We start from the raw sequence: 24,558 nt of genomic DNA on the forward strand, positions 1-24,558 counted from the left end.
CGATCGAGGGGAGCCCGGAGGGCTCAGTGCGGGGCGAGTTCGGAGGCGAGAGCGGCGGCATGCGCATCCATGCGCTCCGCCGCAAGAATCGCCGCCGCCGTGTCCGCCCGCGACGCCGCCACGACAAGCGCACGCCCGGCAAGGGCATGCGCACGCTCGTGGAGCGACACGAGCCGCGGCTCGTGCAAGCCCTGAGACGTGCGGACCGGCGGCCGGCCGCCCCGCAGACGCGAAACCTGCCGAGCCAGCCGCTCCGCAGCCATGTCCAGGTCGCCGGACGGCGAGACGCCGCGCAGCTCATCCGTCACCGCGAGCAACGCCGCGAGATGACCGGCGAGCTGGATGTCCAGCTCTTCCTCCCGCGACCGGTGGGGAAAGTCGGCGGTACCGGCCGACGTGTGGACCGACTTGGTGCGGATCGGTTCGTACATGGGGACGGCCTCCTGCTGCTCTGACAGGAAGCCATCCTAGCTTGGATTCTGTCTAAAGTTGAGCCGGTTCGCAGAAGAGGTTCAGAAGGTCACGCAGCGTCACGGCTGGCTGTAGCCGTCCAGGAAGTTCCCGATCCGCGTCACCGCGTCCGTCAGATCCCGCTCCGTGGGCAGCGTCACGACCCGGAAGTGATCGGGCTCCGGCCAGTTGAACCCCGTACCCTGCACCACCATGATCTTCTCGGCCCGCAGCAGATCCAGTACGAGCTGCCGGTCGTCCTTGACCTTGAACACCTTCGGATCGAGCCGCGGGAAGAGATACAGCGCCCCCTTCGGCTTCACGCACGTCACGCCCGGAATCTGCGTGAGCAGTTCGTGCGCCACATCCCGCTGCTCCCGCAGCCGCCCGCCGGGCAGCACCAGGTCGTTGATGGTCTGCCGGCCGCTCAACGCGGCGACCACCCCGTGCTGACCGGGCATGTTCGCGCACAGCCGCATGTTCGCCAGGATCGTCAGCCCCTCGATGTACGAGTCGGCGTGCGCCCGCGGCCCGGAGATCGACATCCAGCCCACCCGGTACCCGGCCACGCGGTACGCCTTCGACATCCCGTTGAAGGTGAGCGTCAGCAGATCCGGGGCGACCGCGGAGGTCGGTGTGTGCGTGGCGTCGTCGTACAGGATCTTGTCGTAGATCTCGTCGGAGCAGACGAGCAGATTGTGCCGGCGCGCGATGTCCGTAAGGCCGCGCAGCATCGCCTCGTCGTATACCGCGCCCGTGGGATTGTTCGGGTTGATGATCACGAGCGCCTTGGTCCGGTCGGTGACCTTCCGCTCGATGTCGGTGAGGTCCGGCATCCAGTCGGACTGCTCGTCGCAGCGGTAGTGCACGGCCGTACCGCCGGACAGTGACACCGCGGCCGTCCACAGCGGGTAGTCGGGCGCCGGTACGAGGACCTCGTCGCCGTCGTCGAGAAGGCCCTGCATCGCCATCACGATCAGCTCGGAGACGCCGTTGCCGATGAAGACGTGCTCGACGTCCGTCTCGATGCCGAGGGTCTGGTTGTGCATGACCACGGCCCTGCGCGCCGCGAGCAGGCCCTTCGCGTCGCCGTATCCGTGCGCGGAGGAGACGTTGCGGAGGATGTCTTCCAGGATCTCGGGCGGGCACTCGAAGCCGAACGCTGCCGGATTTCCGGTGTTCAGCTTCAGGATGCGGTGACCGGCCGCCTCGAGTCGCATCGCCTCCTCGAGAACCGGGCCCCGGATCTCGTAACAGACGTTGGCGAGCTTGGTCGACTGGATCACCTGCATGTCCGCGAGCTTACGGCCGCGTAACGCTCCGTGGGACGTGTTTTCCACCACGCGAGACGTGGTGCTTTGGGTGGATATCGTCCCCAGTTACACCACAGGCACCTCTTTTCTCTACAATCCCCCACCATGTTCCTGACACAGAGCGTGGCAGAAGTACGCACGACGCCTATGCCGCGAATAAGTCAGCCGGTGCGTACGACGTGAACGACGCATACCGGGAGAACGTCGAAGGCCAAGGTGCGCCGCCTGTGTACCACCCGTACGGCGACACGGCTCCGCCGTACGACGAGTACGCGGACCCTGCGGTCGCGCACGGGTGGCAGAACGCGTACGACGCCACGGTCCGCATCGAGCCCGCGAAGGACGCGGGGGACGCGGATCTCCCCGATGACGTAGGGCGTCACGAGCGGCTGATGCGTCGCCGCCGGGTCCGGATGAAAAGGCGCGGAGCCGTGGCAGCCGGTGTGGCCGGCGTCGGGATCTTCGCCGTCGCGATCTCCGGGCTCTTCGGTTCCGAGTCCTCCGAGAAGGAGGACCCAGAGGCGCCGAAGGCCCAGCAGTCCTCCTCGGCCACGGACGAACCGGGCTCGACCGCCCCGTTGGCCGACGACCCGTCAGGAGCGTCGCCCAAGGCCTCGGACGGGTCGTCGTCCGAGGTGTTGGACAAAGCCTCGGAAAAAGCCTCGGTGAGCCCCTCACCGAGCGACTCCCGGTCCGACGAGTCCGGTGACTCCGGCGAACCCACCACAGGCACACCCTCGACTACGGCCGCCGCCCCAACGAGCGAGCCGGCTAAGGGGAATGACAACCCCGGTCGGGGGCAGGGAGCCAGCAAGCGCCCCAAGTAGCGGCAACCGCCCCGCCGTACGGCGTGAATCAACCCCAACCGGCGGCGTGATACAACTCCTTGCTCATACGCCCCTCTGCGATCACAATGCGCATGACAATGCAGCGGGCGACCGGAAATTCTCCGGTCGCCCAAGTCGTAAGAGGGGACCCCCACATGAGAAAGCCTCTCGTCGCCGCGCTCAGTGCCCTGGCGCTCGCCGGGCTCGGCGCGGTACCCACCGGCGCGGCAACCGCCGTGGCGGCCGAGCCCGCGGCCTCGACCGCGGGCAAGGGCGTGGACGCGGACACGCTCACATCGGTGGCCCACGACGTGGTCACGTCCACCACGGCGAACCTGTCCCGGGCCACCGCGCCGAAGGCCCAGGCCGTGGACTTCGCCGGCACGGTCTCGCTCAGCAACTGTTCCGGCTCCGTCGTGCGCATGCCTGACTCGGAGGCGGACGATCCCGCCCTCGTGATGTCCAACGGCCACTGCCTGGAGAGCGGCTTCCCGGAGCCGGGTGAGGTCATCGTCGACCAGCCGTCCACCAGGACCTTCGGGCTGCTCAACTCGGCCGGTACGCGCGTCGCGACGCTCCGGGCCGACAAGATCGCGTACGCGACGATGACGGACACCGACGTATCGCTGTACCAGCTGACCAGCACGTACCAGCAGATAGAGGACTCGTACGACATCCAGGCCCTGGAGCTCAACTCCGCGCGCCCCACCGCCGGAACCGCCATCAGCGTCGTCTCCGGTTACTGGAAGCGGATCTACAACTGCAGCGTCGACGGCTTCGCGTACCGCCTGCGCGAGGGCGCCTGGACCTGGAAGGACTCGGTCCGCTACACCTCCGCCTGCGACACCATCGGCGGTACGTCCGGTTCGCCCGTGGTCGACGACGCCACCGGCAAGGTCGTCGCCGTCAACAACACCGGCAACGAGGACGGCGCCCGCTGCACCGACAACAACCCCTGTGAGGTCGACGAGAGCGGCAACATCACCGTCCGCGAGGGCATCAACTACGGGCAGCAGACGTACCAGATCGTCCCCTGCGTCGGGCTCGACAACAAGATCGACCTGAACCGCCCGGGGTGCACCCTGCCCAAGCCGTAGCTTCTGGAAGGCGGGCGGTCACGTGGCAGTACGGCGGACCGCCCGCCCCGCCAGTACGTCAGTGCGCCGGCCGTCCTCGATGACGAAACGGCCGTCGACCAGGACGTACGGGATGCCGGCCGGGAGCGTGCGCGGCTCCTCGAAGGTCGAGCCCGCGGCGACCGTGGCCGGATCGAAGAGGACCAGGTCGGCCCGGTACCCCTCGCGCACCAGTCCCCGGTCCGGCAGCCTCAGCCGGGCCGCCGGGCGCGAGGTGAGATGCGCGACGCACTCCTCAAGGCCGAGGACGCCCAACTCCCGTACGTACCGGCCGAGATATTGAGGGAACGTCCCGTACGCCCGCGGATGCGGCTTGTCGCCCTGGAGGATGCCGTCCGAGCCGCCGGTGTGGACGGGGTGGCGCATGATCTCCTGCACGTTCTCCTCGTGGCCGACGTGCTGCAGGATCGTCGAGCCGAGCCCGTCGTCGAGGAGCAGCCGGCGGGCGGTCGTCCAGGGAGCCTCGCGGCGCAGGTCCGCCGACTCCTGGACCGTACGGCCGACGTAGTCCCCCAGGGCCGGGTTCGTCACGCCCGAGATCTCGATGGTGTCCCACTCGATGGGGACGCCATGGCAGCCGTCCGCGCCCACGACCTCCATGTGGTGACGGATCCGTTCGGCGGTCTCGTCGTCCTTCAGGCGGGCGAGGATTGCCTCGGGGCCGCCCTCACTCGCCCAACTGGGCAGCATTGCCACGAGAGTTGTGCAGCCGGGGGTGTAGGGGTACGTGTCGAGGCTGATGTCCGCCCCCGAGGCGAGCGCGTCGTCCAGGAGCGCCAGCAGATCCGGGGCCTTCCCCTTGTTCACGCCGAAGTTCATGGTGGCGTGGGCGAGATGGAGGGAGCAGTTCGCGGTGCGCGTCAGCTCCACCATCTCCTTGTACGCGTCCAGGGCGCCCGCCCCGTACGAGCGGTGGTGCGGGCAGTAGTAGCCGCCGTACTCCGCCACCACCCGGCACAGCTCGGTGAGTTCGGCGTCCTTGGCGTACATGCCGGGGGTGTACGTCAGCCCGGAGGACAGGCCGACCGCCCCCTCGCGCATCCCGTCGGCCACCAACTTCCGCATCCTGTCCAGCTCCTGGGGCGTCGCCTCGCGGTCGTCCCAGCCGACGGCCAGCATGCGGACGGTGCCCTGGGGGATGAGGTACGCCGCGTTCACCGCGACGCCCTCGCCGTCGAAGCCGTGGTCGAGGCGGTCGAGATACTCGCCGACGGAACGCCAGTCGAAGTCGATGTCGTCGCCGTGGCCGTTCCAGCCGGTGATCGCGCGGCGCACCTCGGCGAGCGTACGGTCGTCGACCGGTGCGTACGACAGCCCGTCCTGGCCGATGACTTCGAGGGTCACCCCCTGTGCGGCCTTCGCGCTGTGGTCCGGGTCCCGGAGCAGGGCGAGGTCGCTGTGGGCGTGCATGTCGATGAAGCCGGGGGAGAGGACGAGGCCTTCGGCGTCCAACTCCCGTGTGGCATTGGGCCGTTGACAACCCGCCGCAGCCGCCTCCTGCACGATCGAGACGATCCGGCCGCCGTCCACGACCACATCGGCGCGGTACGAGGGCGCGCCGGAGCCGTCGACGACGTCCGCGTCCCGGATGACGAGGTCTTCCACGCGAGCCTCCTAGAAGAACGTACGGATGTAGTCCACAACCGTGCCGTCCGCCTCCGCGAGCGGGATCAGCTGCCACTTGTCGAAGGACGTGCAGGGGTGGGAGAGACCCAGGCCGAGCCAGTCGCCCACGCGGAGGTCCGCCTCCGGGGTCGTACGGAGCCAGCCGTGCTGGTCGGAGAGTCCGGTGACCGTGATGCCGGTGGCCGGGCGTTCGGCTCCGCCGCGCCGGACCGCCTGGGCCTGCGGAAGGTCCAGGTCGTACGCCGCGTCCCGCTTGCCCGCGTTGACGAAGGCCTGCCCGGGGGAGGGGCGGGAGACGACCTGCGCCCAGAGGCGGAAGGCGGGGTGGAGGGCGCCCTCCTCGGGGACGCGGTTGAAGGGGGTGATCCGGCGGTAGTGGCCGTCGTCGTGCGAGACGTACGCGCCGGAGCGCAGCAACTTCAGTACGGGGAGGGAGAGTTCGGGGATTTTGGCGAAGACGTCGGCCACCGCGTCGAACCAGGCGCTGCCGCCCGCGCTGACCACGATCTCGTCCAGGCCCGCTGCGGCGAAGCGGCCCGCCTTGTCGAAGTCGGCGGCGAGTGCGGTGAGGCGGCGGAGCCACGCGTGCACGCGCTCCGGGTTCGCGTCCGGCACTTCGCCCTCGTACCCCGCCACGCCCACCAGCCGCAGCGTGTCCGCCGCGGCCACCGCGTCCGCGACCGCCGCGCACTCCGCCTCCGTACGGACGCCGGTCCGGGCGCCGTCGCCCGCGGCCAGCTCGACGACGACGTCCACGGGGCGGGTGGATCCGCTTCGGGCTTCGCGCAGCGCGGCGTCCATCAGCTCGACGCCGTGCACGGAGTCGACGTAACAGATGAAGCGGAAGGCGGGGTCGGTGGCGAGCTGCGAGGAGACCCAGGCGAGGGCCGCCCGGTCCACCAACTCGTTGGCCAGGAAGACGCGTTGGGTCCCGAAGGCGCGGGCCACCCGCACCTGGTGCGGTACGGCGAGGGTGATCCCCCATGCCCCGTACTCGATCTGGCGGTGGAAGAGCTGGGGTGCCATCGAGGTCTTGCCGTGCGGGGCGAAGGCGAGGCCGTGGCGGGTCGCGTACGTCTCCATGAGCTGGAGGTTGTGCTCCAGGCGCTCGGCGGAGAGGGCGAGGACGGGGGTGGTGAAGCCGTCGGTGAAGAGGTTGCGGCGCTGGGCGGTCAGCTCGCCGACCGTCAGGCCGTCGGCGTCGGGAGGGAGGCCCTTGAAGCGGTGGTCGACGCGTTCCCCGGCGAGCGTGGCGAGACGTTCTGCACTCTCTGCACGCGCTGCGGCGGTGTCGGCGGCTGAGTCGGCGGCCATGGAGCCTCCCTGTTGAATGGTATTGCGCTATATGCAACGCTCATTGCGTATAGCGCTCACTGCTGTCTAACATCTCGGCCAACGCCGGGTCAACGGAGCCGCTGCGACCCGCGAACCGACGAGGAGCCTCCGCCATCGTTACCCGCACCGGACCCGCTCGTCCCGAAGCCGCCGTGGACGCCGTGGACGCCGTCACGCTCGGCGAGTCCATGGTCACGTTCCTGCCCTCCCGGCCGGGGCGTCTCGCCGACGTGCCGTCCTTCGACCGGGGCATCGGCGGCGCGGAGTCCAACGTCGCCTGCGGACTGGCCGCCGCGGGGCACTCCGTGCAGTGGGTCAGCCGGGTGGGTGCCGACGGCTTCGGCGACCACCTGGTGGAGACGATCGCGTCGTACGGCGTCGACACCTCCGCCGTACGACGCGATCCGGCACGCCCCACCGGCGTCTACTTCCGTACGGCGGGGGACCGGGCCACCGACGCCCACGAGGTGGCGTACTACCGGACGGGCTCCGCTGCCTCCGCGATGGCCACGGACACGGTGGACCTGGACGCGCTCCGCTCGGGCCGCGTCCTCCACCTCTCCGGGATCACAGCCGCACTCTCCGACGACTGCCGCGGTCTGCTGCGCGAGCTGACCGCGCGCCGGCCGGGACGCCCGCTCGTCTCCTTCGACGTCAACCACCGGCCGGGCCTGTGGTGCGACGTGGACGGGCCGCGTGTCCTGCTGGACCTGGCGCGCGGCGCCGACATCGTGTTCGTCGGGGACGACGAGGCACGGGACGCGTGGGGACTGCACGGTGCCCGCGCCGTCCGGGAGGCGCTTCCCGAACCGGACCTGCTGGTCGTCAAGCATGGCCAGGGAGGAGCGACGGTCTTCGACAAGAACACCGACGGCGTGGGCGAGGACGCCACGGGCACCGTCACCTATGTCCCAGCCCTGCGCGTGGACGTCGTCGACCACGTAGGCGCCGGGGACGCCTTCGCCGCCGGATTCCTGTCCGCGACCCTTCGCGGGCTCCCCGTGCGGGACCGCATCAGGCACGGTCATCTCATGGCCGCCGCCGCGCTCACCGTGCCCGGGGACCTCGCGGCGCCTCCCGCCCGCGAGCACGCCGACCGGCTGGTCGCCCTCGACGACGTCGCGTGGGGGACACTTCGACTCGGCCCCGGGTGGACGCGGGCCAAGGAGGAGGTACGTACCCCATGAGCCAGACCGTTGATCGCGCCCTGAGCATCCTGCCGCTCCTCGCCGAGGGCCCCGCCGACCTCGGCCAGGTCGCCGAACGGCTCGGCGTCCACAAGTCCACCGCGCTCCGCCTCCTGCGCACCCTCCACGAGCACGGCCTCGTCTACCGCCAGTCCGACCAGCGCTACCGCCTCGGCGCCCGCCTCTTCGCCCTCGCCCAGGAAGCCGTCGAGAACCTGGACATCCGCGAGATCGCCCACCCCCACCTCGTACGCCTCAACGAACAGTGCGGGCACACGGTCCACCTCGCCGTGTACGAGGAGGGCGAGGTCCTCTACATCGACAAGGTCGAGAGCCGCTACCCGGTGCGCATGTACTCCCGTATCGGAAAGCCGGTGGCCATCACCGTCGCCGCCGTCGCCAAGCTCCTCCTCGCCGACCTGCCCGAGCCCGAGCGCCACGCCCTCGCGGAGAAGCTCGACTACCCCATGTACACGGCCCGTTCGATCCCCAACGCCCCTGCTTTCCTCAAGGAGTTGGCGACCGTACGCGAACAGGGCTGGGCCACCGACCTCGGCGGCCACGAGGAGTCCATCAACTGTGTGGGCGCCCCCATCCGGGGCACCGACGGCCGCGTCGTCGCCGCCATGTCGGTCTCCGCCCCGAACGTCGTCGTCACCGCCGACGAACTTCTCACGTTGCTCCCACTGGTGCGCCGTACGGCGGACGCCATCAGCCGGGAGTACTCCGGCTCAGGCAACACCCCAGTCAAGGAAGGCCCAAAAGAAATGGACACCGCATGACCGAGAAGACCGAGAAGGTCGCGCTCACCCCCAAGACCCACACCACCCCGCCCGCCAAGTTCTCGCACGGAGTCAAGAAGGGGAACATCCTCCAGGTCGCCGGCCAGGTCGGCTTCCTGCCCGCCGTGGAGGGGCAGCCGCCGACGCCCGCCGGCCCGACCCTGCGCGAACAGATCCTCCAGACGCTCACCAACGTCAAGTCGGTCCTCGAAGAGGGCGGCGCGACCTGGGACGACGTGATGATGATCCGCGTCTATCTGACGGACGTCGACCACTTCGCCGAGATGAATGGCATCTACAACCAGTACTTCGAGGAGCAGGGCCTGACCGCTCCTCCCGCCGCCCGCACGACGGTCTACGTCGGCCTGCCGGCGGGCCTCCTCATCGAGATCGACGCGCTGGCCGTACTCGGCTGAGCCGGCTTCTCACCTCAACTCCCGCACCCCGTACATCCTCACGGTGCGGCGCCCGCTCCCCGGTCGCCGCACCGCGATCCCCCCTGCTCGAAAGCCCCATGCACTCAAGAAGAGGCCCTCCTCCATGTCGTCCCCCCTCACAGCCGTACTCATCGCCGCAGAGACCCCCGAGACTCCACCCCACACCGGCGGTCTGCTCACCCTCATCGACGGCACCGCCGGTCTGCTGACCATCGCGGCCCTCGGCATCGTTCTGCTCCTCGTCCTGATCATCAAGGTCAGGCTGCAGCCCTTCGTCGCCCTGCTCGCCGTCTCCATAGCCGTCGGCCTCGCGGCCGGCCTCTCCGTCACCGAACTCTTCGGCACTGTCCAGCGCTCCGACGCCGTCTCGCTCATCGAAGACGGGATGGGCGGCACACTCGGCCATGTCGCGATCATCATCGGCCTGGGCACCATGCTCGGCGCCGTACTCGAAGTCTCCGGCGGAGCCGAGGTGCTCGCCTCTCGTCTGCTGAACCTCTTCGGCGAAGAGCGCGCCCCGCTCGCCATGGGCCTGACCGGCCTGATCTTCGGCATCCCCGTCTTCTTCGACGTCGGCATCTTCGTGCTCGCGCCGATCGTGTACGCGGCGGCCAAGCGCGGCGGCAAGTCGATCGTCCTCTACTGCATGCCACTGCTCGCCGGTCTGTCCATGACCCACGCCTTCCTGCCGCCGCACCCCGGCCCCGTCGCCGCCGCCGGACTGCTGAAGGTCGACCTCGGCTGGGTCATCCTGATGGGCATCGTCTGCGGCATCCCCGCCGTGGTCGCCGCCTGGGCCTGGTCCGCGTGGATCGGCAGGCGGCTCTTCGTCCCCGTACCGCAGGACATGGTCGAGGCCGCCGACGAGGCGAAGGCCGCGCTCGCCGAGGAGCAGCGCAAGGACGGTGTGACGCCACCGGAGAAGCCGGTCCCGCTCGGCATCGTGTTCGCGATCATCGGGACCCCGCTGCTCCTGATCCTGCTGGCAACGTTCTCCTCCATCGCCTTCGACCCCTCCACGGGCCGCAGCGTGATCGAGTTCTTCGGCCACCCCTTCGTGGCGCTCACCATCGCGCTGCTGCTCGCGTACTACCTCCTCGGCATCCGCCGCGGCTGGTCCCGCAAGTCCCTGGAGACCGTGTCGAGCGCCTCCCTCAAGCCGGTCGGCAACATCCTGCTGGTGGTCGGCGCGGGCGGCATCTTCGGTGCCGTGCTCCAGGGCAGCGGGGTCGCGCAGGCCCTCTCGGACACCTTCAACGACGTGGGCCTGCCCGTGCTCGTCCTTTCGTACCTGATCTCGCTGGTGCTGCGCGTGGCCCAGGGCTCGGCGACGGTCGCGATCGTGACGACGGCGGGCATCGTGGCCCCACTGCTGTCGGAGGGCGACCACTCGCAGGCCTTCGTCGCCCTGGTCATCATGGCGATCTCGGCGGGCTCCATCTTCGCCTCGCACGTCAACGACGGCGGCTTCTGGATCGTGGCCAAGTACTTCGGCCTCTCCGAACGGGACACCCTCAAGACCTGGACGGTCCTGGAATCGGTACTCTCCGTCGCCGGGTTCGTGGTGGCGGCGGCGCTGAGCGTGTTCGTATAGCGGCTGCCCGGACCTTGGCATCACTCAGGTGACGAGTGACGCCCCGGCACCCCACGCCACAGCTTCATCGGCCATACTGCCCACCGTGGAGCAGCGCATAGGACCCAGCATCCAGCCCCTGCAAGGCGCGGCAGCCGACCCGGCGTTCGTCCCCGGCATCACGGGCCCGCGCCCTGCCGATCCGAAGGACGACAAGGACCCGGTCGAGGAGATCGCGGCAGACGAAGAGAACGCCTCCGAGGAGACGGAAACGGCAGCCGACGCCGGCCAGGCCGATGACGTCTCCGACGAGGACGCCTCGGCGGAGTCCGACGAGGTGGATCAGTCGGACGAGGCGGAGGTGGCAGCCGAGTCGGACGAGGCCGCGGATTCCGACGAGTCGGACGACTCGGAGGCGGCCGGCCCCGGCGGTCCCGTCTTCGAGGCCTCCGACTACCGCGCGAAGATCACCGCCGACCACCGCGGCGTACGACTGCGCCTGGACGACCACGAGGCCGAGTTCCGCTGGGACGAGATCGGCGCGGTCGAGTCGGAGACCTCGCGTTTCGGCCGCTGGTACACCATCACGGTGCACACCCCCGAACGCCGCTGGTACCCGGTCGAACTCCGCGTCCCGTCCCGCGCCAAGGTCAAGGAGTGGGAGAAGGAGCTGGACGAGGTCTTGGACGCGTACTTCCAGGAGTAACCGCGTACTTCATGCGTGAGGGTGCGCCCCGAGCCAAGCCGGGGCGCACCCTCACACACCGCCCGTCAGCAGTACTGATCCTCCTTGCCTATGGACCGGTACATACAGTCCGCGTTCTCCAGCAGTTGCAGCACCGCGTCCCGGTTCCTGGACGTCTCGCGCTCGATGACCTCGTCGGGCGGGTAGAAACCGCCGCCCGAGGCGGACGACGGGTACATCTCGAAGGTGTAGCCGAAGATCTTCTGGTCGCCCCACAGCCAGTCGTCGATCGAGCCGTCCGTGATGTAGAGGTCGCTGGACTGCTCGGCGGTGTAGCCGTTGCTGGCGGCCATCTTCCCGCCGACGGTGGCGAAGGCGTTGCGGTCGTCGGCCGTCATCCCCGTCGTGGTGTCGGCGGAGGTGTAGCCGAAGGGCCACAGCACCAGCTCGCTGTACGTGTGGAAGTCGATGCCCGCCTTGATCTGCTGCGTACCGCCGACGACCCGGCTGCGTACGAAGTCGGCGACGACCTTCACCTCGGGAGCGGATTCGGGAGCGGAACCCCGGTAGGTCTCCGAGGACGTGGAACCGGAGGACCCGCCGCAGCAACCCCAGCGGTAGTTCCAGTTGCGGTTCATGTCGGTACCGACGTACGAGGAACCGCTGTTGGGCTGGCGGTTCTTGCGCCAGGAGCGGTACGACCCGGTCGCGATGTCGTACTCGCCGCCGTCCGGGTTGAGGTCCGGGAGGATCCAGATCTCGCGGTTGTTCACCATGTTCGTGATCCGGGAGTCGGAGCCGTATCCGGCGCCCAGTTCGCGCAGCAGGTAGAGCGCCATCTCGACGGTGAGGTGCTCGCGCGCGTGCTGATGGTGCGTCATCAGGACCTCGGGCTCGGACTCGTCGGTCGCGACGTTGTCGCTGATCTTGATGGCGACGATGTCCCGGCCCTGGTACGACTTCCCGATCACGCGCCTGCTCATGATGTTCGGGTACGCCGAGAGCCGCTGGCTGATCTCCGTGTTCATCTCGGCGTAGTTGTGATACCGCGAGTCGGCGGAGGGGAAGTCGAGGGGCCGTACGTCCTCCTCGCTGTGCGACCGGTCGGGTGCGGCGCCGAGCGGCGTGACCTCGTAGCCGAGTTGCCGCAGTTTCTTGATCTGGTCCGCGCGGCCGGAGATGAACACGGTGTGGTCGTCGGCGTCGTCCACCGTCACGCCGGACTTCTGAAGTGCCGTACGGGACTTGGAGTCCGAGTGCATATGGACCTCGTACTGGCGGATCTCGCCGTCCGCCTCGGACGCGGCCACCGGTGCCGGTGCGTCACCGGGTGCGCCGGACGCGCTGGTTGTGGTGCTGATGGGCGCCGCGAGGGCGAGCGCGAGGAGGGTGCCGAGGAAGGCGGTGCGCCTGCCTCTGGTGCGTAGCCGCATTGAGTCTCCTAGATTCTCCAGGGTTTCCGGGGTCTCCGGAAAAGTGGGGGGTTGGAGCGGGGGGTGGTTCAGTGCGACGTCTGTGCGGGTGTGGCGCTCATCGTGAAGGTATGGCATGACCGGGTCAAGACCAGGCGAAGGTCGAACGCGCGTACACGCACGCCCCCTTGTGTCATCGCCCGCTTTGCGCTTTCTTGATCGGCATGGCGGACACCACGGGAAACACCGGCAAGACGGCGGGAAACTCAGGGCAAACGGCGTCGGGCGAGGCCAACTCCAGCCCGCGTAAATCCAGTTGGAAATACATCGGCCCCGGCATCGTGGTCGCTGCCACCGGTGTCGGCGCGGGCGACCTCGTCGCGACCCTCATCGCCGGTTCGAACTTCGGCTACACCCTCCTGTGGGCCGCCATCCTCGGCTGCCTCGTCAAGATCTCCCTGGCCGAGGCGGCGGGCCGCTGGCATCTGTCCACCGGCCGCACCCTGTTCGAGGGCTGGGCGAGCCTAGGCCGCTGGACGACGTGGTTCTTCGTCGTCTACGTCGTGATCTGGGGCTTCGTCTACGGCGCCGCGGCCATGTCGTCGTCGGGACTGCCCCTCCAGGCGCTCTTCCCGGACGTCATGGACCTCAAGTGGTGGGCCATCCTCAGCGGCTTGGTCGGCCTGGTCTTCGTCTGGTTCAACAAGTACGCGGTGTTCGAGAAGGTCATGACGGTCCTGGTGGGCGTCATGTTCGTGGTGACGGTGTACTTGGCGATCCGCGTCACCCCGAACCTCGGCGACGCCTTCGCGGGCCTGCTCCCCGTCCTCCCCGACGAGAAGGACTCCATCCTCAACACCCTCGGCCTGATCGGCGGCGTCGGCGGCACCATCACCCTTGCCGCGTACGGCTACTGGGTCAACGCGAAGGGCTGGACGAACACCGGCTGGATGAAGGTGATGCGCCTCGACAACCGCGTCGCGTACGCCACGACCGGCATCTTCGTCGTCGCCATGCTCATCGTCGGCGCGGAACTCCTCCACGCGTCGAACATCGCCATCGCGAGCGGCGACAAGGGCCTCATCCAGCTCGGCGACATCCTGGAGGACGAGTACGGCACGGCGACGTCGAAGTTCTTCCTCATCGGCTTCTTCGCCACGTCGTTCACCTCGCTGATCGGCGTCTGGCACGGCGTCAGCCTGATGTTCGCGGACTTCGTGGAGCGCTACCGGGCGCGCCGCGCGGTGACCGGCGACGCGGTGGCGTCCGGGTCCGGCGACGAGGTGGCGTCCGGCGCCCGCGAGAAGTCCTGGCCGTTCCGCGCGTACCTGCTGTGGCTGACCTTCCCGCCGATGATCCTGCTGTTCGAGGGTCAGCCCTTCCGCCTGATCATCCTGTACGGCGTTCTCGGCGCGGCCTTCCTCCCCTTCCTCGCCCTCACCCTGGTCTGGCTCCTCAACTCCTCCCGCACGCCCGCGGAATGGCGCAACGGCATGCTCAGCAACGCCATGCTGGTGATCGCGGGCCTGCTGTTCATCGTGCTGTGCGTGAAGCAGATCTGGGACCAGCCTTGGTCGGAGTTCTTCTGACGCGCTCATCAGACGCGGGGTGCTTACCCGAGCTGTTGCCACTTCGCGCTCGTGGCGATCTCCCTGAGCTGCTGCATCGTGAGCGCGGGCGTCTCGCGGGTCGCGGCGTCGTGCTGTGTACCGGAGTTGAAGGCGCTGATCACCACGCGCCGGCCATCGGTCCTGATGGTGTCGACGGTCCACATGACGACGCCCGCGACGCCCTTCTCGCCCGGACCCTGGCTCGTGGCGACCTTCGTGCCGTCGGGCAGGATCTCCGCGTCGGCCCCGAAGAGCTGGCCCTCGACATCCGACATATCGGGCTGCACGTTGATCTGGATCATGCTCTTGCCCTTCCCGTCGTCGACCACGAGATACGCGTACTCGGTCTCCTGCCCGCCCTTCGAGACCACGTCGACGTTCTTGGGAAGCAGGGAGGCGAGCGTCTGACTGATCGCGGCACCGCCGGCACCCGGAGGCGTGGTCGGGGTGTTTTCCGGCGCCTGGGCGTTCGAGTCCTGGCCCTTCGGGTTCTCGGGGATGGCGTCGATGGCGGTACGCCAGGCCGGGGCGGTGACCACGTGCTTCAACTGGTCCGTGGACAGAGGCGGGTTGGCCCGGCTGACCGGAGCGTCCTTCTCCGCCGCGGCATTCCATTCGCTCACGCTGATGTGGTGGCCCTGAGGGGTGACGAGATCGGCCGTCCACCGCTTCGTGTCCACGCGGCGGTCCGGGTACTCGTACCCCTGGAAGAGCGTGAGCGCCGAGCCGTCGGGCAGTCGGCTCGCGGTGCAGCGGTCGTACGACACCAGGGTCCTGTCCGGGCACTCGGTCCACTGACGGGCCTGCTCGCTCCCCGGCTCGACCCGGTTCAGGCTGACGGAGACGGCGCCTGGGCCCTTGCCGTCGTCGAACACGACCTGGGCGTAAGGCAGCAGCTCCGCGTCCGTACCCCGCTCCTGCTCCTCAGTGAACTCCCCTTTCGGCAGCAGCTTCTTGAGGGTGTGGACCAGCTCGGCACCGGAGACCTTACCGTCGTTCTCGGCGGGAGCGGTCGGTGTCGACCGGCGGGCGGCCACGGACTGCTGCCCGTCCGCCGCCCCGCCCCAGGGCACGAGCAGCGTCCCGCCCACCCCGATGAGGGCGACGGCGGCCACGCCTCCCACGACGGCGGCCCGGCGTCGCAGCAGGAGCCTGCGACCGCGTACCTCTCCGGCGGTGACGAGGCCACTCCGGTCGGCCTCGAAGGAGTCGCCGGCTTGGCGCATGGCGATGCCGAGCCGGTCCTCGAAAAGGTCGGTGTCGACGTCGTGGCTCTCGTGGTCTTCAGCGGGCATGGCAAACCACCGTCTCTGCAAGGTCGTTGGAAGTCGTTGGAATGGGAATCGCACTGGGTCGCGGTGGCCGTTCAGCGGGCCGCGTACTCGCTGAGGCCGTCGCCGAGGAGCACCCGCAGCCGGCCTAGGGCCCGTACGCAGCGCGTGCGCACGGCGGCCGAGCTGACGTTCATCGCGTCGGCGGTCTCCTCGATACTGCGGTCCTCCCAGTACCGCAGGACGACCACGGCACGGTCCTTGGCGGACAGCCTCCCCAGCGCCTCCACGAGGGTCAGCCGCAACGGCGTGTCGGCAGCGGCGCTGTGCGGATCGGGCAGGTCGGGCAGGACGTCCGTGGCACGCTCGGTGCTGCTGCGCCGCCGCTGGTGGGCGAGGAACGTACGGGTGAGGACGGTCTGTGCGTACCCGGCGGGATTACCGACGCGCGACACCCGCCGCCAGCTGACGTACAGCCGCCCGAGGGTCTCCTGCACCAGATCCTCGGCGAGATGGGTGTCACCGCCGGTGAGCAGGCAGGCCGACCGGTAGAGATGCCCGGCGCGCGCCGCAGCGAACTCGGCGTAGCCGTCCGCGAGCCCCTGTCTCATGCCTGCGTCCCCCGTGATCCCTCGGTGATCCCCCGTACCGCCCTCACCTCATTGATGCGGTGGACCCCAGGAAATGTTTCACCGCCCCTCGAACAGACCGCGAACTGGCCGCCGATCGCGAATGAGTGCGCGTGGTGAGGGCGGAGTCGAGCAGCCGGAGGCCACGTCCACGCACGTGCTGTACGGAGGCTGCCCACGGGGAGGTGGTTTTCTGCGAACGTTACAGATACCCCCGATGTGTCACATCAGCAGCCGGGTACACCTCCTCCCGTGGACCTGCCCCCGCCAGGACACCCTCCGTCTCATCAGCCCCGAGGTGTGATGGGAAGGTTTGGGACACTAGCGACTTCGAAAGGGCCTGGTCGCAGCCGCAGGGGCTGTCCCAAATCTTCCAATCGTTGGTCGGGGCAGCCGGAAGCCCGGCGGCGGCACGCGCAGGTGTGCCGTTCTGCCGCCGGGCGCCCGTCTGGGAGGGGGCAACCGTCAGGGCAGTGCGTGTACGTGCGGCCCCACCGCGTTCGACCACGCATTGCCCGCCGCCGCGTCCCAGTTGGTCGACCACGTCATCGCGCCGCGTAGGTCGGGGTACGTGCGCGACGGCTTGAAGGAACCGCAGCCAGTCCCCTTGGTCAGGCAGTCCAGAGCGTTGTTCACCACGGAGGGTGGGACGTAGCCGCTGCCCGCACCGCTGGGGGAGGCCGGAAGGCCGAGGCCCACCTGGGACGGAGCCAGGCCGCCCTCCAACTGGATGCAGGCCAGGGCCGTGAGGAAGTCGACCGACCCCTGGCTGTACACCTTGCCGTCGCAGCCCAGCATCGAACCGCTGTTGTAGTACTGCATGTTGACGACCGTGAGGATGTCCTTGATGTTCAGGGCCGTCTGGAAGTAGCCGTTCGACGTCGACTGCATGTCGATCGTCTGCGGTGCCATCGTGATGACCAGCGACGCGCCCGCCTTCGAGGACAGGGACCTGAGCGCCTGGGTCATGTACGTCGCGTTGAGGCCGTTCTCCAGGTCGATGTCGACGCCGTCGAAGCCGTACTCCTGCATCAGCGAGTACACCGAGTTCGCGAAGTTCGTCGCGGAGGCGGAGTCGTTGACCGACACCGTGCCGCGTTCGCCGCCGACCGAGACGATCACCTTCTTGCCCGCGGCCTGCTTGGCCTTGATGTCCGCCTTGAACTGGTCGACCGTGTAGCCGCCGAGCCCGGCCGAGTCGAGGTTGAAGGTCACCGCGCCCGGTGTCCCCGTCGCGTCCGCGAAGGCGACCGCGATGATGTCGTACTGGGACTGGACGTCGGAGATCTTCTGGACCGTCGCGCCGTTGTTGAAGTTCTGCCAGTAGCCGGTCACGGCGTGCTTGGGCACTGCGGCGCTTCCGTCCATCGATGCCGTGCCTCCGTTCATCGATGCCGACGCCGTCTGGCCGGCCAAGCCGGCGAGAGCGAGGGCGGACGCAGTCAGTACGGCGGCGAGGGCTCGTGCCCACGGCCGTCGTCTGGATCCGGGCATGCCTGGTACGCGGTTCATTTCGGCCTCCGGTGGGGGGAGTTGAGGGGGAAACGGTGGCCACCGCTGGCCGTACAAGCTGGTCCAGACCAATAGAGTTGTCAAGACCTCTCGCTCGATCCCGCTGGTTCGGTCGTCCCTCCAGGGCCCTGCCACTCAGAGCGACGTGGACCGCCGGCTCGTCACGGTCGGCCGGCCGCCGTCGCGGCTCTCTCCCGAAGTCGCCAGGGCCGCAGGGCAGTTAGACTTCCGCCCATGACGTACTTCTTCCACCTCCGCTAGGCACCGTCGGCGAAGCGAGGTTCCCCCGTCGCCGACGAGGCGGGGCAGCGGAGCGCTGCCCCGAGTGCTGACGTGGAAGAAGAACAACACCATGCACACGCCCCTCGTGGCGCGCTGCCTCCGCGGCTTGGAGGCCGTGGTCGCCGCCGAGGTTCTCGGGTCCGGGCTCGGCGCCGTCACCGATCTACGCCACCGCGAAGTCCATTTCCGCTCGCACCGGTCCACGCCGCCGCTGCGCACCGCGGATGACGTGTTCCTGCTGGCCGCCCAGCGCCCCGACATCGGAACAACGCGACAGCGCCTGCACGAACTCACCGAACTCGCTCATCTCGCCGACACCGACCACCTCCTGTCCCTCCGGCACAGCGCGACGGCGTCGGCCCGGGGGATCACCGGCATCGACGTCTCGGCCTCTTTCCTTGGCAGGCGCACGTTCACCCGGTACGACGCCGAGGACGTCGTCGGCCAGGCCCTGGCGCGACGGCTCGGCGTCCCCTACCACTCTCGGCGCACGGGGACCGCGCCCCCGCCGGGCTGCTGTGGCTGGCGGCTGACCCTGGACGGTACGCGGGCCACGCTCATGCTTCGGGTCGAAGACCGACCGCTGCACCGCCGCGCGTACAAGCAGCACACCATCCCGGGCACCCTGCACCCGCCGCTCGCCGCCGCCATGGCCACGCTGGCCGACATCCGCCCCGGCCACGCCGTCCTCGACCCGTGCTGCGGGGCCGGCACCCTGCTGATCGAGGCGGCACTTGCCCAACCCGACGCCCACTTCCACGGCTTCGACCTGTCCGCGGACGCGATCACCGCGGCCCGCGCCAACGCCGGTGAGCTGCCCGTCGCCATCCGTCGTTCCGATGCCGGCCGCTTTCCTCTCTCCGACAACTCCGTCGACCGAGTCCTGTGCAACCCGCCCTGGGGCACCCAGGCCCACGCCCGCGGCCTGCTCGCCACCGCCCCTTCCCGCTGGTGGACGGAACTGCGCCGCGTCCTCGCCCCCGAGGGCACAGCCGTACTCCTCCTCCCCGACCGCGAGGACCTGACCACCGCCATTCGGCACCACTTCACCCCCGTACACATGCAGCGCCTCCGCCTGTCCGGGGCCCAGCCCTTCCTCGTACACCTGGCGCTGACGGATGCAGGCCGAGTGCGTCCCTCCCAGCAACTGCTCGGAGGCGAAGGCCCCGTGCGCTCCGGGCCCGGGCCTGGCGCCGGTCGGGGCGGCGGCGAACACCGCAGGCTCCAGCGGCAGCACTCGCGGACCTCGTCCAACCGCAACTGACGGCATCCTCGAGCTCGTCTCGCGGACGCGGCCCGTGATGGGAAGGTTGGGACACTCGCGACCCCAGTAGTGCCTGGTCGCAGCCAGCGGGGCTGCTCCAAGCCTTCCAATCGCTATACGGGGCAGCCGGAAGCCCGGTGGCGGCTCGCGCATGCGGGCCGCCACCGGGCTCTTGTCAGACGCGGCGGCGGGCAACGGCCGCAGGAGTCGAGGCCGCGGCTGGCGGGTCCTCAGCGCTCGAGAGGATGCAAGCAGAGAATGGTCGCTTGATCCTCGCTGTACTCCATGCCGGCGAGCAGGTCCCCGGTGGGGCACCCCGCCTCCGGCGGTTCTGTGACACGGAACTGCGCGTCGGACGAGCCGCAGGACACGGTCTTCAGGTCCTGGTCGCTCCAGGAGCCGTCGTTGCGGGCGCACGATCCGGCCGTGAGCGGTTCCGGCTGACCGTCCCCCGCGACCAGGCCGATGACCAACAGCACAGGAACGGCCACCAGCGCCACCGCTGCCAGCGGCACGGCGGCGATCAGCCCCGCCGGACGCTTCATCACCGGCTTGCCTGGATCAAGCGGTGGCCGCCAACCTGGAACCTGGGGCTGGGGTATGCGGCGCACGGTGGACAGGGCGCCGAGGTTCATCAGCAAGGTGATGGGCGTGATGAAGGCAGACAGCGGACTCCACCAGCCCTGCAGCAGAGTGTCCGCCTGCATCTGCCGGAAGACGGCCAGCCCGCAGGTCCGGCAGAACGCGCCCTTGCGCCGCGGGAAGCGCATGATCACGATGATGCCTTGGTGGCCGCGAACCGTTACGGGAGCGGCGGGCCCAGCCCCGCACACCTCGCACACGAGGGCGGGGGGCCCGCCCATGGGCGCCGCCCCGGCGTACGGCTGCGGCGGATACGGAGACGCCGGGTACGGAGCGGGGGCTGGTGAGGGAACGCGGGCCCGCTCTGAGCCGAGTACGGTCCCCGGGGAAACTGAGAGGGGGATGCGGGCGGCGGTGTGCTCATCAATATCTCCGTAAGGTGATCAAGCGGAACCGACGAAGCACCTTAGCCGTTCGAGCTCGGGCTCCGGTCCGGACGCCCAGCCCGGCGCACCAACTCGCCCGCCGCCAGGGGCGCGACGGCCACGGCGTGCCCCCAGCGCGGGCCACCGCGATGTCCGGTATCCGTCCGCACGGACCTGTCTCATGTGTGTCAGAGGAGGTGGTCGGCCTTGCCCGCCTTGATGTCGCGGATGAGGGTGCGGAGGGCTTCGCGGGTGTCGGTGAGGTGGGTGTCTTCGGCGCCGGCTATGGCGATGTAGGCGTTGTCCTGTTCGTCGGTGCCGATACGGAAGCAGCTGGCTCCCTCGCCGCAGAACGGTTCTTCCCATGTGATGTGATCCATCGGGCTTCTCCTCACAGGCTGTTGGCGATGTCGTGGATGAAGTCGCGCGAGGCCTGCGGTGACAGGGCGATGCGCTCCATCCAGTCGAGGTGTGCACGGTACTTGGCCAACTGGGCTTCGCCGCCGAGGAATTCCGGCCCGTGCGAGCTGTCGACCTGGGCGGTGTCCAGCTGATGTACGGGACCTTCGAGATAGTTGACGGTCTGTCCGGCTCCAGGGAACGTGCCCGCCGAGAACGGGATGACGAGCAAACGGACCGCCGGGCGCTCGGACACGGTGAGCAGGTGGTCGAGCTGAGCGCGAGCCACCTTGGGGCCGCCGAACTGCATGCGCAGCGCGGCCTCGTGAACGATGCCCACGTACTCGGGCGGGTTCTCGCCCTCCAGTACATGCTGTCGCTCGGCACGGAAGGCGAGGCGCAGAGCGATCTCGTGCTCGGGGAGCGGTGGGAGTACGGCCCGGAAGAGTTCGAGGGCGTGGTCGCTGGTCTGGAACAGCCCCGGGATGTGCGCGGTGTGGGCGGTACGCATGCGCACGGCGTACGACTCCAGCTCGGCGATGTCCAGCAGGCCGGGGGAGAGGGAACCCCGGTAACGCTCCCACCAGCCACGGCTGTTGGGCCGAGCCATGCTCACCAATGCCTCGACGTACGCCTGGTCCGAGCAGGCGCAGTTGCAGGCGAGGGTGCGTAGCCGCTCGGGACTGATGGTGCGGATGCCGGTCTCGATATTGGAGATCTTCGCCCGGTCGAGCCCGAGCAGCCCGGCAGCTTGATCCGCCGTCATTCCCGCAGCCGTCCGCATCCTGCGCAACTCGCTGCCCAGCCGCTTCTGACGCTCCGTAGGAGTGGTCCTTGGTGGCATGGCCTTCCTTCCGCGATGGTCGCCAGCAGTCTGCCGCCCATCAGTACTGGCGGACCACGAACGGGTCAATTTCTTCAGTGAAGTGGCAATGTAACCAATCGCTGCTCTACGTTGAGTAACGCGCGAGCTACTCACGGCAGTTGGAAGCGCATCGCGGAAGCATGCCCGCGACAGGCCACCGACTGCCGCCACGCCCCTTCATCTCACCTCACCCGGAACGGAGTTCTGCCATGCCCGAAGCCACCCCGACCCCGGCCCTCATCCCCACCCCCACCTGGGAATGCCACCTCCACCTGACCAACAACCCCCGAGCCCCACGCATCGCCCGCCGCACGATCCGCACGGCCCTCCTCGACTACAACTGCTCCCTCGAACTGGCCGACACGGCAGAGCTGTTGACCTCGGAACTGGTCTCGAACGCGGTCAAACACTCCGACGGCCCCGTAACCGTCAGACTCCACACCCGAGCCGGAGTCGTACGCATCGGAGTCATGGACGACCACCCGGAACTCCCCGGCCCTCTGCCCTGCACGCCCGACGAGGACTTCGGCCGGGGCCTGTACCTGGTCGACGCCTTGGCGGACTCCTGGGGCCGCTACCCCATCACCGATCGTTCCCGAACGCCCGGTTGGAAGGTGGTGTGGTTCGAACTGGCCGCTGACCGCGAATGAGCGCGCGTGGTACGGGGCGGAGTTGAGCACCGGGAGGCCGCGTCCATGCACGTGTGTACGGGGGCGCTGCCCACTGGTAGGTAGTTCTGCGAACGTTACAGATGGCCCCCGATGTGTCACATCCGCAGCCGTGTACACCCCCTCCCGTGGACGTGCCCCTGTCGGCCACCGCCGAGGCTCCGTAAACCCGTGCGCGTGAGGTCCCAGCCTGTGGGGGAGTCCAGGACGCCCTCCGTCTCATCGGCCCAGGGGTGTGATTGGAAGGTTTGGGACACCCGCGACTTCGGTAGTGCCTGGTCGCAGCCGAGGGGCTGTCCCAAAGCTTCCAATCGCTGTTCGGGGCGGCCGGGAGCCCGGCGGCGGCAGGCGCATGCGGGCCGTGTTGCCGTCGGGCTCCGGTCGAGGTGGGCAAGCTGTCAGGGCAGCGCGTGCACGTGTGGTCCCACGGCGTTCGACCATGCGTTGCCCGCCGCCGCGTCCCAGTTCGTCGACCACGTCATCGCGCCGCGCAGGTCGGGATATGTCCTCGGTGGTTTGAAGGAGCCGCAGCCAGTGCCCTTGGTCAGGCAGTCCGGGCGTACTCGAACTGGCCATCGCGCCTGAATGAGGGCGCCAGAGCAGATAATATCTGTGCCGCCCGTTTCTCTACACGCGGGTTTACGGCTCGGAGCCTTTAGGTTCGGGCTACCCGTCCGCACCGATCCTCCGTTGGATCTGTTCTGGAAGCGGATAGTGCCGCTCGGTGGGGATTTTCCGGATTGCTTCCGCGGTATGCCCGTGACGAATATCCGAGTGGATGGATCGGGCATGCTCGGTAACGTCTGTAATGCCGATGATCCAGTCGTGCACATAGAGCTCTACTGCCTCTCCGGAGAGGCCGATCTGGATCGCTCGCGTGGGCAGCGGATCGAGGGAAAGCGACCGTTCCGGGTCCCATTGGATCCGCACAGGACTTTCCTTGACTTCCTGCCGCCAGGAATCCTCGTCCGGATGCACCTGACGATCGAAGTGGCTCAGTGCCGAGTGAGCCAGCGCCCATTCAAAGCCTGCTCGGGAGATCTCGACGGCGAGCACATGCTCTTGGTTCGGCTTGGTCGCCCACCCTGAGCGGTACATCATCCACAGGAAAGAAGGCTTGATCCAGGTCATCCGCTCTTTCTTGAATGGCGCGACAAAGGTCCCCGCGTGCACGGCCGACTCCGCGATCTCCCTGGGGTATGCCTGGTACACCGTGATACTGGAATCTTTGAAGGCGGCTTTCACCAATCGCTTCGGCTCGTCCATCTCAGCTCTGAGATGCATCGAAATCCCCCTCCGCAGTTGCTTCAGCCCACATACTGGACTCTTGAACGAAAGGCCCCCCAACGCGCAGGGCTCCGGCGGTGTATGACGCCCAGCGCAGTTCCTGACAGCCGAAGAAGGATTCCCCCCAACTGTCCACCCAGACACGCACGCGGGAGGGTCCGGCCGGTGTGATGTCCCACCACTCCCAGCCTCGTGAATCGTCGTCGGGGTCAAATCGGTAGAGCCAGTTCTGCAGTTTCCAGGGTGGTTGTTCCGTTTGGTCCGTAAATGCGTTGCGGCCGTACTTTGCGAAGTCGGGGGCCCGCTTCTCGTCCTGGGAGCTGATGGCGATGAACCAGTCCGGCACATCAGCGACGGGAAGGATATCGTCCTCGAAATCGGAAGTTATTCCCAGGCCCACGGCAGCCGAAAGCACGGAACGCAGACGATTCGCATAGCGTGTGGGATCGTCCGAGACATCAACTATGAATTCGCACAGGACGGGCGGTGCGCATTCGGTATTCGGGTGACACCGCAGCCTCTCCAATTCATCTTCCAAACTCTCAATGCTGTGCATCATGAAGCTAGCGGTACCAGTCCTCGCCGCCGCTCTCCAGGGCGCTTCGAAGGAAAGTCTCCAGTGAGGGGGAGATCCAGTTTCGGCTATCCGTCTCATGATCCCAGACGAATACGTCTTCTCGCTCCGGCGTCCGAACGAAAGCGAATTGATCTCCTCCCCCGTTGTCGCCGAAGAAAAGAAGTGAATCGAACGGCATGTACAGGGTGCGGAACTGCTCGTTGCTGCGGAATGAGACATTCTCGGCAATAATTCTTTCAACTTTCCATATGATCTCTGTGCCGTAATTTGCGTCAATCCCGTTGGTCTCCATGAGCAAAGCTCGAAGGGATCGAGGCGCTGGTTGCCCAAGTTGCTCCTCGATGGACCTCAGAGCGTCTTCGGTTGCCGGATCGTGCAGTTCGACATCGGGGAACTCCAAGGCGAGCTCACGCCACATGACTAG

The 24,558-nt window shown here is 68.3% G+C and carries 24 protein-coding genes; 10 read left to right on the top strand and 14 right to left on the bottom strand.

Annotation, left to right across the window (positions count from 1 at the left end; genetic code table 11):
* Positions 1 to 23 precede the first annotated feature (23 nt).
* A complete protein-coding gene (locus ACYVO6_RS28615) occupies positions 24 to 431 on the bottom strand; it encodes an SCO4983 family protein (RefSeq protein ID WP_461066094.1) in 408 nt (135 codons plus the stop codon).
* A gap of 99 nt (positions 432 to 530) precedes the next feature.
* Complete coding sequence (locus tag ACYVO6_RS28620) at positions 531 to 1,742, bottom strand: pyridoxal phosphate-dependent aminotransferase (RefSeq protein ID WP_461066096.1); 1,212 nt, start codon at positions 1,740 to 1,742, stop codon at positions 531 to 533.
* 200 nt (positions 1,743 to 1,942) lie between these two features.
* Between ACYVO6_RS28620 and ACYVO6_RS28625 the strand changes: the two genes are divergently transcribed.
* Both ACYVO6_RS28625 and ACYVO6_RS28630 read left to right on the top strand, forming a co-directional pair.
* A complete protein-coding gene (locus ACYVO6_RS28625; RefSeq protein ID WP_461066098.1) occupies positions 1,943 to 2,590 on the top strand; it encodes a hypothetical protein in 648 nt (215 codons plus the stop codon).
* 155 nt (positions 2,591 to 2,745) lie between these two features.
* Positions 2,746 to 3,687: a S1 family peptidase gene (locus tag ACYVO6_RS28630; RefSeq protein ID WP_461066100.1), complete on the top strand. Its 942-nt coding sequence runs from the start codon at positions 2,746 to 2,748 to the stop codon at positions 3,685 to 3,687.
* A gap of 18 nt (positions 3,688 to 3,705) precedes the next feature.
* Here ACYVO6_RS28630 and ACYVO6_RS28635 read toward each other — a convergent pair whose 3' ends face one another.
* Entirely contained in the window at positions 3,706 to 5,331 is a 1,626-nt protein-coding gene (locus tag ACYVO6_RS28635; protein ID WP_461066102.1) for an N-acyl-D-amino-acid deacylase family protein, read from the bottom strand.
* Between the two features lie 9 nt (positions 5,332 to 5,340).
* Positions 5,341 to 6,666: an amino acid deaminase gene (locus ACYVO6_RS28640; protein ID WP_461066104.1), complete on the bottom strand. Its 1,326-nt coding sequence runs from the start codon at positions 6,664 to 6,666 to the stop codon at positions 5,341 to 5,343.
* 173 nt (positions 6,667 to 6,839) lie between these two features.
* Between ACYVO6_RS28640 and ACYVO6_RS28645 the strand changes: the two genes are divergently transcribed.
* The 5 genes from ACYVO6_RS28645 to ACYVO6_RS28665 all read left to right on the top strand — a co-directional run bounded on the left by ACYVO6_RS28645 (position 6,840) and on the right by ACYVO6_RS28665 (position 11,372).
* Positions 6,840 to 7,874: a sugar kinase gene (locus ACYVO6_RS28645; RefSeq protein WP_461066106.1), complete on the top strand. Its 1,035-nt coding sequence runs from the start codon at positions 6,840 to 6,842 to the stop codon at positions 7,872 to 7,874.
* Entirely contained in the window at positions 7,871 to 8,656 is a 786-nt protein-coding gene (locus ACYVO6_RS28650) for an IclR family transcriptional regulator (protein WP_461066108.1), read from the top strand. Before ACYVO6_RS28645 ends, ACYVO6_RS28650 begins: the two co-directional genes overlap by 4 nt.
* Entirely contained in the window at positions 8,653 to 9,072 is a 420-nt protein-coding gene (locus ACYVO6_RS28655) for a RidA family protein (RefSeq protein ID WP_461066110.1), read from the top strand. Before ACYVO6_RS28650 ends, ACYVO6_RS28655 begins: the two co-directional genes overlap by 4 nt.
* 124 nt (positions 9,073 to 9,196) lie before the next feature.
* The gene (locus ACYVO6_RS28660) at positions 9,197 to 10,687 is read left to right on the top strand and encodes a GntP family permease (RefSeq protein ID WP_461066112.1); all 1,491 of its coding nucleotides are present in this window, start codon (positions 9,197 to 9,199) and stop codon (positions 10,685 to 10,687) included.
* 85 nt (positions 10,688 to 10,772) lie between these two features.
* Positions 10,773 to 11,372, top strand: coding sequence for a hypothetical protein (locus tag ACYVO6_RS28665; RefSeq protein ID WP_461066114.1), 600 nt, complete (start codon positions 10,773 to 10,775; stop codon positions 11,370 to 11,372).
* A 65-nt stretch (positions 11,373 to 11,437) separates the two neighbouring features.
* Here the strand turns inward: ACYVO6_RS28665 and ACYVO6_RS28670 are convergent, their stop codons facing one another.
* Positions 11,438 to 12,784, bottom strand: coding sequence for a M14 family metallopeptidase (locus tag ACYVO6_RS28670; RefSeq protein WP_461066116.1), 1,347 nt, complete (start codon positions 12,782 to 12,784; stop codon positions 11,438 to 11,440).
* 203 nt (positions 12,785 to 12,987) lie between these two features.
* Here ACYVO6_RS28670 and ACYVO6_RS28675 point away from each other — a divergent pair, with 203 nt between their 5' ends.
* Positions 12,988 to 14,352: an Nramp family divalent metal transporter gene (locus ACYVO6_RS28675; RefSeq protein WP_461066118.1), complete on the top strand. Its 1,365-nt coding sequence runs from the start codon at positions 12,988 to 12,990 to the stop codon at positions 14,350 to 14,352.
* Positions 14,353 to 14,375: 23 nt separating this feature from the next.
* Here the strand turns inward: ACYVO6_RS28675 and ACYVO6_RS28680 are convergent, their stop codons facing one another.
* The 3 genes from ACYVO6_RS28680 to ACYVO6_RS28690 all read right to left on the bottom strand — a co-directional run bounded on the left by ACYVO6_RS28680 (position 14,376) and on the right by ACYVO6_RS28690 (position 17,767).
* On the bottom strand, positions 14,376 to 15,668 hold the full coding sequence (locus ACYVO6_RS28680) for a hypothetical protein (protein WP_461066120.1): 1,293 nt from the start codon (positions 15,666 to 15,668) through the stop codon (positions 14,376 to 14,378).
* Positions 15,669 to 15,739: 71 nt separating this feature from the next.
* Complete coding sequence (locus tag ACYVO6_RS28685; protein ID WP_461066122.1) at positions 15,740 to 16,255, bottom strand: SigE family RNA polymerase sigma factor; 516 nt, start codon at positions 16,253 to 16,255, stop codon at positions 15,740 to 15,742.
* Between the two features lie 483 nt (positions 16,256 to 16,738).
* The gene (locus ACYVO6_RS28690) at positions 16,739 to 17,767 is read right to left on the bottom strand and encodes a chitinase (protein WP_461066179.1); all 1,029 of its coding nucleotides are present in this window, start codon (positions 17,765 to 17,767) and stop codon (positions 16,739 to 16,741) included.
* Between the two features lie 370 nt (positions 17,768 to 18,137).
* Between ACYVO6_RS28690 and ACYVO6_RS28695 the strand changes: the two genes are divergently transcribed.
* Complete coding sequence (locus ACYVO6_RS28695) at positions 18,138 to 19,331, top strand: methyltransferase domain-containing protein (RefSeq protein WP_461066124.1); 1,194 nt, start codon at positions 18,138 to 18,140, stop codon at positions 19,329 to 19,331.
* A gap of 230 nt (positions 19,332 to 19,561) precedes the next feature.
* Here the strand turns inward: ACYVO6_RS28695 and ACYVO6_RS28700 are convergent, their stop codons facing one another.
* The 3 genes from ACYVO6_RS28700 to ACYVO6_RS28710 form a co-directional block, all read right to left on the bottom strand.
* Positions 19,562 to 20,101, bottom strand: coding sequence for an LppU/SCO3897 family protein (locus ACYVO6_RS28700; RefSeq protein WP_461066126.1), 540 nt, complete (start codon positions 20,099 to 20,101; stop codon positions 19,562 to 19,564).
* Positions 20,102 to 20,526: 425 nt separating this feature from the next.
* Positions 20,527 to 20,718: a hypothetical protein gene (locus tag ACYVO6_RS28705; RefSeq protein WP_461066128.1), complete on the bottom strand. Its 192-nt coding sequence runs from the start codon at positions 20,716 to 20,718 to the stop codon at positions 20,527 to 20,529.
* A gap of 11 nt (positions 20,719 to 20,729) precedes the next feature.
* Entirely contained in the window at positions 20,730 to 21,581 is an 852-nt protein-coding gene (locus ACYVO6_RS28710) for a helix-turn-helix domain-containing protein (protein ID WP_461066130.1), read from the bottom strand.
* Between the two features lie 230 nt (positions 21,582 to 21,811).
* Here ACYVO6_RS28710 and ACYVO6_RS28715 point away from each other — a divergent pair, with 230 nt between their 5' ends.
* Positions 21,812 to 22,252, top strand: coding sequence for an ATP-binding protein (locus ACYVO6_RS28715; protein WP_461066132.1), 441 nt, complete (start codon positions 21,812 to 21,814; stop codon positions 22,250 to 22,252).
* A 684-nt stretch (positions 22,253 to 22,936) separates the two neighbouring features.
* Here ACYVO6_RS28715 and ACYVO6_RS28720 read toward each other — a convergent pair.
* The 3 genes from ACYVO6_RS28720 to ACYVO6_RS28730 are packed head-to-tail and all read right to left on the bottom strand — an operon-like array spanning position 22,937 to position 24,552.
* Positions 22,937 to 23,536 carry a DUF4291 domain-containing protein gene (locus tag ACYVO6_RS28720; protein WP_461066134.1) on the bottom strand — a complete coding sequence of 200 codons (600 nt, stop codon included), beginning with the start codon at positions 23,534 to 23,536 and terminating at the stop codon, positions 22,937 to 22,939.
* A gap of 1 nt (position 23,537) precedes the next feature.
* Entirely contained in the window at positions 23,538 to 24,116 is a 579-nt protein-coding gene (locus ACYVO6_RS28725; RefSeq protein WP_461066136.1) for a hypothetical protein, read from the bottom strand.
* A 4-nt stretch (positions 24,117 to 24,120) separates the two neighbouring features.
* Complete coding sequence (locus ACYVO6_RS28730; RefSeq protein ID WP_461066138.1) at positions 24,121 to 24,552, bottom strand: SMI1/KNR4 family protein; 432 nt, start codon at positions 24,550 to 24,552, stop codon at positions 24,121 to 24,123.
* Positions 24,553 to 24,558: the final 6 nt, after the last annotated feature.

It is taken from the genome of Streptomyces pseudoechinosporeus (assembly GCF_054783935.1).

Coding starts and splice junctions, on each gene's coding strand:
- ACYVO6_RS28630 (WP_461066100.1), top strand. CDS start 2,746: ATGAGAAAGCCTCTCGTCGCCGCGCTCAGTGCCCTGGCGCTCGCCGGG.
- ACYVO6_RS28685 (WP_461066122.1), bottom strand. CDS start 16,255: ATGAGACAGGGGCTCGCGGACGGCTACGCCGAGTTCGCTGCGGCGCGC.
- ACYVO6_RS28710 (WP_461066130.1), bottom strand. CDS start 21,581: ATGCCACCAAGGACCACTCCTACGGAGCGTCAGAAGCGGCTGGGCAGC.
- ACYVO6_RS28725 (WP_461066136.1), bottom strand. CDS start 24,116: ATGATGCACAGCATTGAGAGTTTGGAAGATGAATTGGAGAGGCTGCGG.
- ACYVO6_RS28680 (WP_461066120.1), bottom strand. CDS start 15,668: ATGCCCGCTGAAGACCACGAGAGCCACGACGTCGACACCGACCTTTTC.
- ACYVO6_RS28720 (WP_461066134.1), bottom strand. CDS start 23,536: ATGGACGAGCCGAAGCGATTGGTGAAAGCCGCCTTCAAAGATTCCAGT.
- ACYVO6_RS28670 (WP_461066116.1), bottom strand. CDS start 12,784: ATGCGGCTACGCACCAGAGGCAGGCGCACCGCCTTCCTCGGCACCCTC.
- ACYVO6_RS28700 (WP_461066126.1), bottom strand. CDS start 20,101: ATGCGCTTCCCGCGGCGCAAGGGCGCGTTCTGCCGGACCTGCGGGCTG.
- ACYVO6_RS28695 (WP_461066124.1), top strand. CDS start 18,138: ATGCACACGCCCCTCGTGGCGCGCTGCCTCCGCGGCTTGGAGGCCGTG.
- ACYVO6_RS28660 (WP_461066112.1), top strand. CDS start 9,197: ATGTCGTCCCCCCTCACAGCCGTACTCATCGCCGCAGAGACCCCCGAG.
- ACYVO6_RS28675 (WP_461066118.1), top strand. CDS start 12,988: ATGGCGGACACCACGGGAAACACCGGCAAGACGGCGGGAAACTCAGGG.
- ACYVO6_RS28690 (WP_461066179.1), bottom strand. CDS start 17,767: ATGCCCGGATCCAGACGACGGCCGTGGGCACGAGCCCTCGCCGCCGTA.
- ACYVO6_RS28640 (WP_461066104.1), bottom strand. CDS start 6,666: ATGGCCGCCGACTCAGCCGCCGACACCGCCGCAGCGCGTGCAGAGAGT.
- ACYVO6_RS28650 (WP_461066108.1), top strand. CDS start 7,871: ATGAGCCAGACCGTTGATCGCGCCCTGAGCATCCTGCCGCTCCTCGCC.
- ACYVO6_RS28730 (WP_461066138.1), bottom strand. CDS start 24,552: ATGTGGCGTGAGCTCGCCTTGGAGTTCCCCGATGTCGAACTGCACGAT.
- ACYVO6_RS28715 (WP_461066132.1), top strand. CDS start 21,812: ATGCCCGAAGCCACCCCGACCCCGGCCCTCATCCCCACCCCCACCTGG.
- ACYVO6_RS28705 (WP_461066128.1), bottom strand. CDS start 20,718: ATGGATCACATCACATGGGAAGAACCGTTCTGCGGCGAGGGAGCCAGC.
- ACYVO6_RS28620 (WP_461066096.1), bottom strand. CDS start 1,742: ATGCAGGTGATCCAGTCGACCAAGCTCGCCAACGTCTGTTACGAGATC.
- ACYVO6_RS28655 (WP_461066110.1), top strand. CDS start 8,653: ATGACCGAGAAGACCGAGAAGGTCGCGCTCACCCCCAAGACCCACACC.
- ACYVO6_RS28615 (WP_461066094.1), bottom strand. CDS start 431: ATGTACGAACCGATCCGCACCAAGTCGGTCCACACGTCGGCCGGTACC.